General features: G+C 51.9%; 11 protein-coding genes. 2 read left to right on the top strand and 9 right to left on the bottom strand.

Translation table 11 applies throughout. The annotated features are described in order from the left end of the window. Nucleotides 1–11: 11 nt before the first annotated feature. Nucleotides 12–1,211, bottom strand: a complete 1,200-nt coding sequence (chrA, locus tag F7231_RS12810) for a chromate efflux transporter (RefSeq protein WP_166692182.1) — start codon at nt 1,209–1,211, stop codon at nt 12–14. Nucleotides 1,212–1,352: 141 nt separating this feature from the next. After that, nucleotides 1,353–2,309 (bottom strand): isopenicillin N synthase family dioxygenase, encoded by a 957-nt coding sequence (locus F7231_RS12805; RefSeq protein WP_166692181.1) that lies wholly within the window; start codon nt 2,307–2,309, stop codon nt 1,353–1,355. 222 nt (nt 2,310–2,531) lie between these two features. Between F7231_RS12805 and F7231_RS12800 the strand changes: the two genes are divergently transcribed. Beyond that, entirely contained in the window at nt 2,532–4,052 is a 1,521-nt protein-coding gene (locus F7231_RS12800; RefSeq protein ID WP_229369872.1) for a sensor histidine kinase, read from the top strand. Nucleotides 4,053–4,143: 91 nt separating this feature from the next. Here the strand turns inward: F7231_RS12800 and F7231_RS12795 are convergent, their stop codons facing one another. Both F7231_RS12795 and pgeF read right to left on the bottom strand, forming a co-directional pair. Further along, on the bottom strand, nt 4,144–4,830 hold the full coding sequence (locus tag F7231_RS12795) for a superoxide dismutase (protein ID WP_166692179.1): 687 nt from the start codon (nt 4,828–4,830) through the stop codon (nt 4,144–4,146). Nucleotides 4,831–4,991: 161 nt separating this feature from the next. Beyond that, the gene (gene pgeF, locus F7231_RS12790) at nt 4,992–5,741 is read right to left on the bottom strand and encodes a peptidoglycan editing factor PgeF (RefSeq protein WP_166692178.1); all 750 of its coding nucleotides are present in this window, start codon (nt 5,739–5,741) and stop codon (nt 4,992–4,994) included. A gap of 118 nt (nt 5,742–5,859) precedes the next feature. On the opposite strand from pgeF, the gene F7231_RS12785 reads away from it, so the two are divergent. Then, on the top strand, nt 5,860–6,747 hold the full coding sequence (locus F7231_RS12785; RefSeq protein ID WP_166692177.1) for a LytR/AlgR family response regulator transcription factor: 888 nt from the start codon (nt 5,860–5,862) through the stop codon (nt 6,745–6,747). A gap of 91 nt (nt 6,748–6,838) precedes the next feature. Here F7231_RS12785 and F7231_RS12780 read toward each other — a convergent pair whose 3' ends face one another. The 5 genes from F7231_RS12780 to F7231_RS12760 form a co-directional block, all read right to left on the bottom strand. Next, nucleotides 6,839–7,762 carry an aspartate carbamoyltransferase catalytic subunit gene (locus tag F7231_RS12780; RefSeq protein ID WP_085413525.1) on the bottom strand — a complete coding sequence of 308 codons (924 nt, stop codon included), beginning with the start codon at nt 7,760–7,762 and terminating at the stop codon, nt 6,839–6,841. A 132-nt stretch (nt 7,763–7,894) separates the two neighbouring features. Further along, nucleotides 7,895–9,439 (bottom strand): alpha-amylase family glycosyl hydrolase, encoded by a 1,545-nt coding sequence (locus F7231_RS12775; protein WP_166692176.1) that lies wholly within the window; start codon nt 9,437–9,439, stop codon nt 7,895–7,897. A gap of 125 nt (nt 9,440–9,564) precedes the next feature. Continuing rightward, on the bottom strand, nt 9,565–10,875 hold the full coding sequence (locus F7231_RS12770; protein ID WP_166692175.1) for a SusE domain-containing protein: 1,311 nt from the start codon (nt 10,873–10,875) through the stop codon (nt 9,565–9,567). A gap of 122 nt (nt 10,876–10,997) precedes the next feature. Next, on the bottom strand, nt 10,998–12,572 hold the full coding sequence (locus F7231_RS12765) for a RagB/SusD family nutrient uptake outer membrane protein (RefSeq protein ID WP_166692174.1): 1,575 nt from the start codon (nt 12,570–12,572) through the stop codon (nt 10,998–11,000). A gap of 104 nt (nt 12,573–12,676) precedes the next feature. Then, nucleotides 12,677–15,736: a SusC/RagA family TonB-linked outer membrane protein gene (locus tag F7231_RS12760; protein ID WP_166692173.1), complete on the bottom strand. Its 3,060-nt coding sequence runs from the start codon at nt 15,734–15,736 to the stop codon at nt 12,677–12,679. Nucleotides 15,737–15,910 lie beyond the last annotated feature (174 nt).

The following is a 15,910-nucleotide window of genomic DNA, read 5'->3' as shown; positions in this document are numbered from 1 at the left end:
TGTATGATGGATTATAACAGTAAGCCTAGCCCCAAACCACCGATAATCAACGCATAAGGTGGCAGTTTGGTAAGCTCAAGCAGCAAGATTGTACCTAATACAACAAGTACAAACGGCCAGTGTTGAGTCATAGGCTCGAAAAGTATAATTGCTGATGCTGCGGTAAGTCCTGTACTGGCTGCATTGATCCCTTCCAGCGACGCCCGGACTGGACGATGGCGCTTGAGTTGATCCCAAAATCGATACACAAAAAATATCAGGAACGTACCGGGCAAAAAGATGCCAACGGTAGACACCAGGCTACCCAGTAGCTGACCTTGCAAGCCGTCGTCCCGCATGGCCAGCGTGCCTATATAAGAGGCAAATGAGAAAACCGGACCTGGCATGGCCTGCACCAGGCCGAGCCCCGACAAGAATTCTTCGCGGGTGACGTACTCTTTAAATGCGACAAACTCATTATAAAGAATGGGAGTGAGCACCTGACCACCGCCAAAGACGAGGCTTCCGTTCCGGTAAAAATTTTCAAATAATCGGACTGGCAGCGATTGAGTGATAGCTCCAAGCAACGCAGCCCCGGCCAGCACACCGAACCAGAGAAAAAAATTCGACCATTGAATCCGCATGGGTTGATGTGCCATTTTCTCATGCTTCCGGTACGTAAGCGAGGTCGTTATGCCACCCACTAATATCACGATGGGGGTAAGAAACGGAGACCGGAATACATAGGCTGCCAGTGCCGCCACAATAGCCAGCACAAGGCCCGTCTGATTGTGAATCACCTTGCGCCCAATGCGGTAGCCTGCCACCACCAGAAAGCCCACGGCCATTGGTTGAATGTAACGTGCAAAAGCAAGGGAGCCGTTATTTTGCTCCAGGTAGTGCACCCCAATACCAGCAGCGGTCATGGCCAGCACCGCCGGGAGACACCAGATGAGCAGCGTGAGGTAGGCTAAATTGGCCCCCCCAATCTTGTACCCGAGCGCCGTAATTGTTTGGGTAGAAGTAGGGCCGGGGAGTAACTGACACAGGGCTGTCAACTCCATTACTTCCCCTTCTGTCAGGTAACGGCGTTTCGTGACCAGCAAATCAAGGAACATCGTTAAATGTACCTGCGGCCCGCCAAACGATGTCACAGCCAGAATCAGCACATCTTTCAAAAAGATGATATGCCGAATTTTTCGGACTGGAGTTAAGGTAGGTGGGCGTTTCAAAGGGAATTCGTGGTCATCGCAGTAGAAAGTCGGGAAAGTTGGCTGATGAACTTCGTGTATACTGCCGCCGGCTAGTTAGACCCGGCGACTACTTGTGCGAAAAGACAACTTTCCAGACCTCATACTAAGAGCGGGTCTGTACTATTTTTTCAGACCCAACTCCATTAGGCGCTCATTAAGAAACTCGCCGGCAGTCATGTCTGAGTAGAGCTTGGGATTTTGCGAATCGATGCAACTCTCCAAACTGGCCAGATTCATGTCAGCGCGTGGATGCATAAAGAACGGGATCGAATAGCGTGACGTACCCATTTTTTCCCTGGGCGGATTCACAACCCGGTGAATTGTCGATTTCAAACGATGGTTGGTCAATCGGTCGAGCATATCACCGACATTCACAATGATCTGATTGGGGAGTGCAGTAATGGCAATCCACTGACCATCGCGGCGAAGTACTTCGAGTCCGTCGGCTGAAGCACCCATCAGCAGCGTGATCAGATTTATGTCGCCATGAGCAGCAGCCCGAACAGCACCATCTGGCGTAGTGGCCGGGTCGAGCGGGAAGTAATGCAGGGCACGCAGAATGCTGTCTCCGTTCCGAACTTTAGCTTCGAAGTAATCTTCCGGTAGGTTCAAATACAGAGCAATGGCCCGCAAGAGCGTCTTTCCGGTTTGTTCCAGAATACGGTAGGTGTCGACTGAATATTTGCTAAAGTCGGGGTATTCTACGGGTAAAACATTGGCAGGCATATCGCCCTCAGGCTCGGGTTGGCCGATGTGGTAGAATTCCTTAAGATCGGCTACCTTGAAGCCTTTTGCTGTTTCGCGCCCCTTTCCGATATAGCCACGCTGACCATTCAATTCCAGATGTTCATACTTCTTTTTTACCTCATCGGATGCTGAGAAAAACGATTGCGTCGACGAATATAGACTGTTGGTCAACTCATCGCTGAGACCGTGATTTTGAATGGCAACAAAGCCAATATTGGTGAAGGCATTGCCTAAATCGGCCACAAACTGGTTGCGGCGAGCCTGATCACCGGAGGTGAAATCAGCCAGGTCGAGCGAAGGTATTTCGTTGTACTCTGATAAGTCGGTCATAACTAGTGACGAAGTTTTGCCGGGCGAAATTACGAAAAACGGTCGTCAAACGATGTAGTCTTCTTCCTAAGCCCCCGAACAGATAGTCCCGTTGACGTATTTTTTGAAACAGCCTCTTATCTGGCTACGTTACCAATCAAATTGCCTATAATTTTGCTAGGGTAGTTGATTAACTGTACGCGTTAGGGAATGCATTCTACGTCTTCTGAAACATCCACCATCTTGAACAGCTATTCTGATGGGCTTTTGCAATTAGCGTTAGATCAATCGGCCAGTGGTATAGTTGTCTACGAAGCCGTTGAAGAAGAAAGCCGCAATGCTGGCCAAAGCTTTCGACTTGTTTTGATGAATCGGCGTGCCGAACAGATTACGGGCCTTAACCGGGATCAAGTCAAAGGCGAACTGGTTGAGAAACTGTTTCCTGATACGCTTAAGACCGATTTGTGGGTGAAGGTGATCCAGGTAATTGAGTCTGGAATCCCCCACCGTCAAGATTTTTTCTACCACATCCGGCGTACCGATACCGCTTCCTGGTTCGATCTCACTATTGAAGCAGTGGGTGACGGAAAGCGGGCTATTGTGGCGTTTACCGACATCTCAGAATTACGGCTGGCCCAGGAAACGATGTTGAGCGACTCCATCCTGTTTAAGGCGCTCTCGTCTACTGTGCCCGAAGTGGGGGTCATCGTAACCAATTATTTCAAGAAGGTGCTCATTGCCAGCGGAACGTTACCCGGTTTGCTGATCAACACCGACCCCGAAGAACTAACGGGGGGGCTGCTGGAGAATAATGTATTACCCGATTTCAGGGAAGATTGGCGCAATTACCTCGGCACGGCGCTCACCGGAGAGTCACACTTTTTCTCTGATCACTGGGGCGGCTGGCGTAGCGAAGTATACATTGGACCGGTGCGCAATGCGAAGGGGGATGTTGTCATGATTCTGATCGTTTTCCGAAACGTCACTGAGCAATACCGGCAACAGCAGGCATTAATTCAAAGCAACACCGCCCTCCAGCAATCCAACCAAAGCCTGGAGCAATTCGCTTATGTTGCCAGCCATGACTTGCAGGAGCCACTACGCAAGATCAGGGCGTTTGGCGAATTATTGAAGGCCCATTATGGGCCTACGATTGGCCACGAAGGGATTGGGATGATTGATCGGATGCAGGCTGCATCTGATCGAATGAGTACGCTTATCCAATCATTGCTATCGTATGCCCGGCTTAGCAATGAACAAAAACCTCAGGGTGTTGTGCACCTGGAAGATCTCTTCAATGAGCTTATTCTCGATCTGAGCGTTCTCATACAGGAACGAAACGGAATTGTGCGTCTGAAGCCGCCCGTACCGATTATTCCCGGTGATGAGCAGCAGCTTCGTCAACTCTTCCAAAATCTGCTAACCAATGCCTTGAAATTTGTACCTGCCGATCGAACACCACTTATTACTATATCGGCACGGGTGGTAGAGGGCCCTAACGTACCTAACCTGGCAACGTCGGCCGATTCGATTTACGCTCAGATCTCGATTAGAGACAACGGTATCGGTATTGACCCTAATAACCACGAAACTATTTTCGGCCTGTTTAACCGGTTACATGGCCGTCGGCAATTTGAAGGGTCCGGCATCGGGCTTGCCACTACCCGAAAGGTAGTTGAGAATCATAAAGGGGTAATTACCCTGGACAGTGAAGTAGGTAAGGGCACCGAATTCCACGTATACCTCCCGATGAATCAAGTGTAAATCTTGACGCCGTTTACTATAAAAGCGGCGGTATCTAATCACAAATCAGTGACTAGATACCGCCGCTTTTTGTTGCTCCTATGCAGCCTTACTAAGCGAACGCTTTAGACGCCTTATCCCAATCGTATAGGTTCCAGGCGGCAGTTACGTAGTCTGGCCGTTTGTTTTGGTATTTCAGGTAGTAGGCATGTTCCCAGACATCCAGGCCAATGAGGGGCGTACCCGACGTGCCAGCTAGTTTCATCAGCGGGTTGTCCTGATTGGGAGTCGATACAATGTCGACTCCGTTGCCCGTTTTGATCAACCATACCCAGCCAGAACCGAATCGGCCGGTAGCCGCCTTGGCCCACTCTTCTTTGAACTTATCGAAGGAGCCAAATTTTTTGTTGATTGCGTCGGCCAAGGCTCCTTTGGGTTGTCCACCGCCTTTTGGCGACAAGGTGTTCCAGAAGAAGGTATGGTTCCAGTGGCCACCGCCGTTGTTACGCACTGCGGCGGGCGTTTTCTCATCGATGCTCCGAACCAGTTGGTCGATAGTCATACTGGCCATTGGTGTGCCTGCAACTGCTTTGTTCAGATTGTCGACATACGCTTTATGGTGCCGGTCATGGTGAATTTCCATGGTCATTTTGTCGATATGTGGCTCCAGAGCAGCGGCGTCGTAGGGCAGAGGTGCTAACGTAAAAGGACCAGCCTGCTGAGCGAATAAACGGCCTGGGGTCAGCGTAAGCCCGGCAGCCGTTCCAAAAGCTAATTTCAGGAATTCTGAACGATTCATGATAATGAGATTATTTAAGTACAAAAGAGCAGCAAAGGAGCTCCGCTACCCGGTACTGGCAAGTAACAATGTTTTTGACGGACAGCCAAACCTTCGTGAATAGCCTTAGCACACGGGAATAGTTGCCGGAATTTTATTGCATTGCACAGGAGCTGTTAGACTCATCGACAACCAATGACCGCCAGCATCCGTCCGGTTACTCCGCGTTCAAGTCTGTGCGAGAAATAGTCTGCATTATGTAGCACTGTAGAATAGGTTGAGAGTTCAAGTTGGTTGTCAGCGAGCCCGAATGCCCGTAGCTGATCGGCGTTTGCCTGTTTCAGGTCAACCAGTGCCTTGCCGGTAGCGGGATCGATTGTGATTCGGCTGGGGTTGAACTGCGCCGCCACTTCCATTCCCACGTCAAAGGAGCAGGCGTCGATACACGTGCCTATGTAAGCAAGGCAATCAGCGGGCTGAGTGCCATATTGTTGTTGCATGGTTAGCAGTGTTTTGGTGACAATGGCACCCACTGTGCCCCGCCACCCTGCATGTATGGCGGCCACGGCCCGGTTTAGGCGGTCGTAAACGAGAATGGGTGTGCAGTCGGCTACGGTTACACCCACAAGTAAGCCAGGTACGTTGGTGATTAGGGCGTCGAAGCCAGAGGTGCGCCCCGGTTCGGTAACTACCTGAACCGACGTGCCGTGAACCTGATAGGAGGTGGCCACGTTCGCTTCGGTCAGGCCCCAGTTAGCAAACCAAATCCGCCGGTTTTCGGCAACGTTTTCGGGCAAATCGTCGGTGTTAATTCCCAGGTTCAGCGAATTATATGGAGTCGGGCTGATGCCGCCATGACGCGTACTTTCAGCGGCAATCAGCTCTGGGTAAGAAGCAAATAGGGTAGGGGTCCGAAAGGAGGCGTTCTGCATACGACAAAAATAGGGGCAAAACCAACGGTCGGCATCACCAGATCCACCTGCGTTTACTTAATTCGGCTAATCGTAGATGGCCTAGCCAGTGAGGATGCTTTGAGCTTACTTTTGTCGTATGATTGAACGGATAAATCGATGGCTAAACAGGCCATTAGCCGAGGATTTCAGCTGGCAAAATCAGGGTCGGCTGGCCATGATGGCGGCGGTGTACATCTTTGTCCTGCTGAACCTGTTGAATATTGGCCGCTACAATTGGCCCGATCGTCTCTTTTTGCATGGGTTATTCGGTCTGGCTTGCGGTGTGTCTTCGCTGCTGGTAAATCTACTGGCACCGCGCTTGTTCCCCGGCTGGTACGACGAAGATAAGTGGACTGTTGGTCGCCATATCCTGCATAGTCTGTTTGTGCTTTTGGGAGTAACGGTTGGCAATCAGTTGGTATTAGTCGCGCTCAAGCTGCCGGGGCTACCTTTTCTGTCGATGTACGCGTTGGTTACCGGATTTGGCTTTTTCCCGATTCTGCTGGGTGTAATGGCCGCAGAACGTCGTCGGTTGAGCCGCAATCTGGCCCATGCCCAACAGCTCAACAAGCAGCTTGGGCAACTTCACCGGCCCAACGTACCCACAACGCCGGTCGAACCCGTGTTGCCAAGAGGGATTTTGCTAACGGGTGAAACGGGAAACGAACAGTTAAGCCTGTTGCCCAATCAGTTAATTTATGTTGAGGCGGTAGGCAATTATGTGGAGGTGCATTGGCTGAACTTCATGTTTCCCCAGAAGACTCTGTTGCGCAGCACCCTGAAAGATGTAGAGGCCGCTGTGGCGCATAACCCGCAGTTTTTTCGGTGTCATCGGTCGTATCTGATCAACCTTCGGGCAGTTAGCCACACTACCGGAAACAGCCGCGGCTACCAGCTGACCATGAGCGGCTCGAAGCGGGAGATACCCGTCTCACGGACTTACCTGGCCGCTTTCGATGCCCACATGGCAGGGCAGATTTTATAGTTTGCTGTGTGTGGTTTGACGTTGTACTGCCAGATCACCATACTTGTTGAGAAGCAGCGTAACGTCAAACCGCACACAGCAAACCCAAAAATTACCTTTCCTGCGCCAGGAGGTACAGCACCGCCATGCGAACGGCTACTCCATTTTCTACCTGATCGAGGATGATGCTGTGGGGCGAATCGGCCGCGTCGGAGGTAAGTTCGACCCCCCGGTTTATTGGCCCCGGGTGCATCAGCACGATCGGCCGGTCAAGTTCGTCTAGCATTTGCTTACTAATGCCGTAGTAGAGGCTGTATTCGCGTAGGCTGGGGAAATACTTGATCTGCTGCCGCTCCAGCTGGATACGAAGCACGTTGGCCACATCGCACCACTGCAGAGCTTCGCGCACATCGTGTCCGATACGCACCCCAAGTGCGGCCATGTGTTTTGGAATCAGGGTCGTAGGGCCGCAAACCATTACGTCGGCACCTTGCTTCTGTAAGCAGAAAATATTGGACAGGGCCACCCGCGAGTGAGTGATATCGCCAATAATCGCCACCCGTTTCCCCGCCAGATCACCCAGTTTTTCGCGCATTGAAAACGAGTCGAGCAGGGCCTGCGTCGGGTGCTCGTGGGTGCCATCGCCTGCATTCACCACATTGGCCGGTATGCGTGTCGACAGGTAATGCGGTGCACCGGGACTGCTATGGCGCATCACAATCATATCGACCTTCATGGCCAAAATGTTGTTGACGGTATCGAGCAGTGTCTCACCTTTTTTTACGGAACTACCCGACGCCGAAAAGTTAACAACATCGGCCGAAAGGCGCTTTTCGGCCAGTTCGAACGACAGGCGGGTACGGGTCGAATTTTCAAAAAAGACGTTGGCAATCGTGATGTCCCGTAGCGACGGGACCTTCTTGATCGGCCGGTTAATAACGTCTTTGAATTGCGTTGCTGTCTCCAGAATAAGCTGAATGTCGTTCTGGTTCAGGTCTTTAATGCCAAGCAGGTGGCGCGTACTAAGTTGCGGCATGGGGCGCGGCGGGGGCGACGATTTGGCAAATGTACTTCCTAAATGGGTAAATGGGTAATTGAATACGGCTGGGAGTTGGGAGTGTTGCTGGCTACAGGCACTACTTTGGTCCTGTTGCCAGCAACCCCCTTGTTAGCCCAATACCGCCAGGCCAAAGGCAGGAAGTGCCAGGGTGCCTTTAGTCAGCAACGTACTTGGAAGGGTATGAAATTGAACAGCGTCAACGGCTTGCTCAGCGGCCGATAACACCACATTGATCGGCGACTTGCTCAAATTTTGCACAATCCAAACGCTTCCCTGGGCATTCTGCCGGCCAAAGGCAATGATCCCTTTCTGCCGGATACCACTTAACCGCAGGCGGCTGCGGTTATCAGTCAGAATTGGATGCCCATTCCGAAAGGCGATCAGCCGTTTGTAATGTTGAAACAGCGACGTGGGATCGGTCTGTTGCTGTGCCAGGGGCCGCACTGTGCGGCTGGTTGAGTAGCGGGCGGGCATCCACCGGGCGCGGTTGGGATCGTTTTTGCCGACGTTCCAGATGAACGGTTCACGGATATGCTCATCGGGCTTCATGCCAAGCATGCCGATCTCTTCGCCATAATACAGATAGGGATTGCCGGGCAGTGTGAGCAGCAGGTTGGCGGCCACTTTCAGTTTATTCTGGTCACCTTTCAGCAGGCTACCAATCCGGTTCTGGTCATGGTTCGATAAAATCAGCGCGTCGATAAATTGATCGTTGACTTCCCCGTAGGCCAACTGGGTTTCATGCAGAAAGGCCATTACGTCGTTCTCGTCGTTACCCCGCCGAATGATTTCTTCCAACTCAAGTGCCAGGTCAAAGTTGAAGTTTGCCTGTAAGCCCCGGAAATAAGGAGCCACCTTACTGGGGCGGGTCCAGACTTCACCGACCAAGTATGCGCCGGGCTTCGCCGCCTGCACTACCTGCCCGAATTCCTCCCAAAACTGGTGATTCTTGGGCTCTTCGGCTTCGCGGTATAAATGCCGGGCGGCATCGAGCCGGAACCCGTCGACGCCGACCTCCGTGAGCCAGTAGCGCACGATCTTATAGATTTCTTCGCGCAGCGGCCGATGGTCGAAGTTCAGGTCAGGCATGCCGCTCCAGAACATGCCGTAGTATTTTTCGGTAGCGGGATTTTTGGTGTTAGCTCCAGGTACATAGTGCCAGGGGCTGCGCTCGTTCGAGTCGGCGGTGATGTCTCGGGTGGCCAGATTCCGGCGTTTTATCTCATCTGGAAGCATCCATTTGTAGAAGGAGCGATACGGATTATCGGGCCCTTTAGCCGCCTCCTGAAACCAGTGGTGTTTGATGCTGGTATGGTGAATGACCAGGTCCATTAGTACCGCAATATCCCGTTTGTGCGCCTCTTCGATCAAGCGCCGAAAGTCAGCCAACGTACCGTAGTCGGGGTCAATACCGTAGAAGTCGGTGATATCGTATTTATGGTAGGTCGGCGAGGGGTTGATGGGCATGAGCCAGATGGCCGAAATGCCCAGATCGCGCAGGTAATCCAGTTTTTGGGTAACGCCGTTCAGGTCGCCGATACCGTCGTTATTACTATCGGCAAAGGCACGGACAAACAACTCGTAATGTACGCCGGAAGCGCCGACGATTTTGGTGCCAACGGTAGGCGTATGGGTAAGAACTTCGGGTGTCAAGGTGGCAAGCGTTGTTGATTATTACCGTATAAGGTCTCTGAGACCGTATAGGTTTGATTTGCCACAAAAAAACTCGCCAAACAGAAGTCTGGCGAGGTGTCAATGAAGTGTGGTTCAATCAATTTCTATTTTTTCGTAATGGTAATCTTTGGGGCGGTTGCATTCGAGAAGTCAAGCAGGATATCGTACGTACCTGCGGCGGCCACTTTTAGGTTAGCACCGTTCAATTCCAGCGTACCATTAGCTCCATCGTCGCCGTAGTTGGTATCCCATTTGTTGTCGGCCCGAACTTTCATCTCGCCCACTTTAAGCTTTACACCGGTTAGAGTCCAGACGCCGTCTTTCGACAAGTCTGGCCGGAATGCCTGATCGGGACCGTCCCAACCATTTGGCGTAGCATCACCTACCAAGCCCCAGACTTTAGTTGCAGTCAGCGTGTATTTCAGACCAGTTGGCTTCAGATCGGCCACAATCAGGTATGTACCTGGTGTGGTGATCTTAATGTTGTCGCCGCCAGCAGACAGCTTACCAGCTGAGCCACCGTAGTTGACCGCCCAGTCGTTATTTTGGCGAATTTTGATGTCGCCGGCTTTCAGGGTAGTCAGCGTGAACCACTGATCGGTCGAAGGGTCGTAAGTCAGGTTCTGATCGGGCCCGTTCCAGCCGTTTAGGGTTGCATCACCAACAACACCCCATGAGAATTTCTCAACAGCGTAGGAAGATGCGTTTAGATTGAAGGTCACTTTATACGTACCTGCCGTTACTTTGATATTATCGCCACCAGCGGATAGCTTACCAGCCGAACCACCGTAGTTTACCTCCCATTTATTGTCTTGACGGATTTTGATGTCACCGTCAATCAGGTTTACATAAGCGACAAATATGCCCGGTGTTTCTGTCTTGTAAAAGGGCTGATCGGGGCCATCCCAGCCGTTGGCCGTAGCACTACCTACCAGGCCCCAGGGCGAGCTTAGGTCGAGGCGGTCGAGGTAAGGTGTTGTTTTCACTGTAGCCAGTGCCGACGATAAAATAGTGCGGCCACCTAACGCCGACATTACCTTCACGTCGATATCAGCCGCTGTAGCCGGAGTTAGTCCCAGACCCAGTAGCAGACTATTGAGTTCGGCTCCTTTGAATGTTTTTGACAAACCTGTGCCAACATTCATTGATGCAGCTTTTGAAAAATCACCACCCTTCTTATCGATCATGATCGTGTAGTTGGCGGCGGCATTATAGCCGTAATTTGGCTTGGGCCAGCTAATGGTCAGGGCATCTTTATCGGCGTTCTCTTTAACCAGTACAACCGATGGAGCTGACACGCTCACAACGGGGACTGCCGAAAAATCGAGAATGAGTTTTTCCTCTTCTTTCTGACAGGCTGCAAACACCAGCAACGCTGACGCGGCAACCACAAAGCGTTTAAGTAGCGATTTCATATCAATAGAGTTGATTTTTAGTTGGGTTTATGGCTTGTCGTTTGTCGTTTCTAGTTGTGTTGCTACTCCAGGAATTAGTACTCAGTGGCGGCACAACCAAAAACGACAAACGTCAAATTAATTTAATAGCCTGCGTTATTCTGCTTCAACGTGGGGTTGGCCACCAGGTCTGTTGCCGGAATTGGGTACAGATTAAACCGGGCATCAACGGCACGGCCTTCTTTTGTACCACCTTTAAATGGCCACAGATACACATTCGTCGTAAACCGGTCGTAGCGAATCAGATCGGTGCGGCGGTAGCCTTCCCAATACAGCTCGCGGGCACGCTCGGCCAGGATGAATTCGAGGTTAATCGATGTCACCGTTGCTGCTTTAGCCCGAGTGCGAAGCAGATTCACGTAGCTGATCGCCGTTGCCTGATCGCCACCCGTTCCGCCGCGCAATACGGCTTCGGCGTAGGTCAGGTACATATCGGCCAGACGAATCAACGGGAAATCGGTATCAACAAACTGAAGATCAGAACCAGCCCTACCCGTCGACGTAACGTTCTTGTATTTCGAAACGGCAAAGCCATCTGTGAACGTACCCAGGTCGTTTACTTCGCGCTGCTGCCCATCTGTGTAGAACGTACCCCGCTTGTCGGCCGTGGCAGTCACGTCGGGGAATACATCAGCCAGCTTCTGGGTAGAGCGAATGCCTGCCCAGCCACCGTTGACGCCGTAGTTGTTCACGTTCATTGAGCCACCTACCTGCGCATGCACCAGGAACGTCATGCCGCCGTAGGTCTGGGTACGTGTACCGTCGAACGCAATCGGGAAAATGATCTCTTTCGACAGGTTGTTATCCGCCGTAAACAGGTTCTGATACGTTGGTTCGAGTTTGTAGACACCCGAATCGATCACCTTCTTGGCGTACGTGATAGCCTCCGTGAACTTGGGTTGAGCAATGTATACCTGTGCGTTCAGGTACATACGAGCCAGAATAGCCTGTGCAGCGGCGCGATCAGCGCGACCATACTCAGCAGCACCGGGAGCCGCCAGTTCGGTCTCAATCGCTTTCAGTTCGCTTTCTACATAGTTGAACAGCTCCACGCGCGTTGCCTGACGGGGCAGGAATGAACCTGGTGCATCAGCCTCAGTCACGAATGGCACCGTACCGAACATATCGATGGCGTGGAAGTACGCCATAGCACGCAGAAAGCGAGCTTCAGCCCGGTACGTTTTGGCATCGGCCGCATTTTGACCGGTGATGCCCCGTTCGCTCAGTTTGGCGTCAGACGTTTCCCGGATGAACTCATTTGACAGTGAGATCATGTAGAAAATCCGGTTGTACATGGCCGTGATAAAGCCGTCGCTCGAGGTCCAGGTCATCTTGTTGATGTCCTGAATGGTGGCATCGTTCCAGGCAATTTTAGCCTCGTCGGTGGGTAGCTCCTGTAGTTTCCAGAGTAACCGCATGTAGTTGGACGTGCCCTCATCGATGCCCGAAATGTCGGGCTTACCCGAAGGCCCCTGCTGACCGCTAACGGCCAGGGTGGCATACAGACGAGCCAGTACCGGCTTGTAGTTTGCGAAATCGGCGTATACCGAAGCCGACGTCACTTCGTATTTAGGTACGCGGTCGAGGTCATTGACACACGACGCAGCCATCGCCATGGCGGCAACCAGCATACCTGCTTTTATCGTTAATTTAAACATATCAGTAGTTGGTTTACCCCCAACCCCCTAGAAGGGGGTTAGTGCTTCGCGCGATAAATAAGCAGCGCATTAGCCCCCTTTAGAGGGTTGGGGATATTTGTCGTTTAGAAGTCAAGAGTGAGACCCAGCGTGCCAATCCGTGGACGTGGGTAGAAGTTGTTGTCGATACCACCCGAAATCTCCGGATCAAGGCCCGAGTATTTCGTGATCACAAACAAGTTCTGGAACGTCGCATTCAGGCGCAGACTGGCCCGGCTGTCGATAACCCGACCAAAATTATAGCCGAAGTTCAGGTTGTCGAGCCGCAGGAACGACGCATTCTCTACGTAGTAATCCGAGAAGAACTGCTGCGAACGGAAACGCGTATCGAGCACATTGGCCGAACCATTCGACAAGAAGCCGAGTGAGTTCACCAGGCTTTGCGTCGTACCGGTGTTGGCGCGAACGTTATTATACACGTAGTTGCCAGCCGTTCCGCGCAGTACCAGACCCGCGTTGAACTTACCAACGGTCAGGTTTGTGGTGAAACCGAACAGTTGAACCGGGTTCGACGATTTGTAGCGATACCGGTCATCGATGGTAATTGATCCGCTGTTATTAGCGTCTTCATACACCCCTTCGATTGGCTGACCGTTGGCGTTGTACACCTGCCGGTTCACGTAGAACGTATTGGTTGGGTAACCTACCGTCTGAATCTGGATGGTGTTGCCCGTACCTCCCGAAATACCACCGACCAGAATACCCGGATCGTTTGGTGTTGGTACCTTGGTCAGCTTGGTGATCTTGTTCTCGTTGTACGTGTAGTTGAATCCAACGTCCAGGGTTAGCCCTTCGCGCTGAATAGGCGTAGTGTTTACCAGGAATTCGATACCTCGGTTTTGCAACGTACCCACGTTGGTCAGAATCTGGTTGGTCAGGTTTGAGCCAGCCGCTACTGGAATCGTAGCCAGCAGGTCTTTAGACAGCTTGTTGTACACGTCGATGCTACCCGAAATACGGCCGTTGAGCAGGGCATAGTCTAAACCGGCATTGACCGACTCCGTCTCCTCCCACTTAATGTTAGCGTCATAACCACCCGCCCGCAGAGTACGGATAAATGTGTTGCCGAACTGATATTGAGCCGTAGGATCCGAGATCAGGTACGTTGGCAGGTATGGGTAGTTACTCACACCAGCCGGAAAATCCTGCTGACCCGTTACACCGTACCCAACACGCAGTTTCAGAGCCGAGATCGTTTTTGAATCTTTCAGGAAGTTCTCATCCTTAATGCTCCACGATGCTCCCAGCGACGGGAACCAACCCCAACGGGCGTTCTGACCAAAACGAGAAGTAGCGTCGCGGCGAATGGTACCTGTTATCACATACTTATCGTTGAACGTGTAGTTTACCCGACCAAAGAAGGCGAGCAATGTATACTGAGTGTTGAATGGGTTACCGGCCGGATTGTACTGAGCACCGTTGGCGATGTTGTCGGCATAGGCTGGTTCGTCGCGCACAAAATCCTGGTATGAGTAACCACCCGTTGCATCAATGCGGCTCCGGATGCTCTTCAGATCTTTAGCATAGTTGAGGTAAAACTCCAGGGTTTTGCCCGTGCGGGTTTGCGAGTAAACGCGGTCGATACCACCCGTTGTGGCAAAATCACCGGTAATGCCCGGACGACCCTGACCACGACCGTAGTTGGAAGCAGCAAAAGCAGGCACCTGAATGCGGCCGTCGGTCGACGAGATGTCGAGACCTAAGTTCAGGTTGGCCCGTAGCTCGCGCAGGAATGGCATACGGTAATCGAGCTGCACGTTACCAACCAGCCGGTTGATCTGGTTACGGTCTTCTTTGTCGTACAGCAAGCCCAGTGGATTGCGGGTAGCCTGCCCGTTTGGACGGCCTGTTGTCGGATCGAGCCATTCGTATAAACCGCCGTAGTTAGCGTTGCCGCTTAACACGGGTTTGGTTGGGTCGAAGCTGATCGCCGCACCAATGGCACCCTGATCAGCAAATCGGTTGTTTACAATCGATCCTTTCGCGCTCACTTCAACCCGCAGGTCGTTGTTCAGGAACCGGGGCGAGAGGTTAATTGCCACTGAATGACGCTGAAAGTTCGACGTCTTCAAAATGCCGTTTTGTGTCGTGTATCCGTACGATACGCGGTAGGGGATATTTAGGTACGAGCCAGCTACCGCTACGTTGTTATCATTGCTGATACCCAACTGATAAATCTGGTCTTGCCAGTCAGTGCTGGTCGTGCCGCTAGTCAGTGAGCGTTGCTCAGGCGTGGTAAAGCCAGTGGCAGGCGTTACGTCATTGATAAGCGACCGAAACTGCTCGCCATTTAACACAGCCACCTTTTTCGCAATTTTAGAAATCGACACTTGCGAGTTAAAGCTGATCTTTGGTGCACCCGTTGCCCCTTTCTTTGTCGTGATCAGGATAACGCCATTGGCAGCACGAGCCCCGTAGATAGCCGCCGCCGAGGCATCTTTCAACACCGTAAAGGTTTCGATATCATTCGGGTTAATCAGGCTAAGCGGGTTGGCAGCGCCCGAAATTCCCGTGTTATCGACAGGTACGTTATCAATAACCACAAGCGGATCGTTACTGGCGTTGAGCGATGAACCGCCCCGAATACGAATGGTGCTACCACCGCCGGGCTGGCCGCTTGGTGGCGTAATTGACACACCAGCCAGTTTACCGGCAATGAGTTGCTCTGGCGCTACGATATTACCCCTTTGGAATTCCTCCGACGAAATCGAAGCGATCGAGCCTGTCAGGTCTTTACGGCGTTGCGTACCGTAACCCGTAACAACAACCTCCTGCAGCGATTTTGAATCATCGGCCAGCGTTACGTTGATAGTTGTCTTGTTGCCAATGACTACTTCTTGTGGGGTCTTGCCCACAAAACTAAATACCAGCGTACCGGTGGCTGGAGCCTGAATACGGAATGAACCCGTGGCGTCCGTATTCGCACCGCGAGTCGTTCCTTTCAGCGCAACTGTTACACCGGGTAGGGGTGAGCCATCAACTTCCGAGACTGTTCCTGTTATCGTTTGGTCCTGCGCAAGTGCCGGGAATGTTCCCAGTAGCAACAGCACCACAAACGCGTTGAACGAACTGCTACAGGTCGCTACTGCCGTTTGGAAAAACCTTCTGACAGAGAGGTTATTCATAGGTGAAAATATTATTTGTTGGTAGAAAAAATGCAGCCAGCCCGGTTGAGTATTCAGAGCCAACTTATTCTTGCAAAAATAATATAATGCCTACCCTCGTGTCGTTCCAGTTTATTGTCAGATTCGTATAGTGCTACGGAATCACCAAACAATCATGTAATTGATTGACTAATA

The organism is Fibrivirga algicola, from assembly GCF_011742925.1.
GTDB classification, from domain to species: domain Bacteria; phylum Bacteroidota; class Bacteroidia; order Cytophagales; family Spirosomataceae; genus Fibrella; species Fibrella algicola.
Note: the sequence above shows the minus strand (reverse complement) of the source record. Positions and strands in the feature narration are given on the sequence as shown.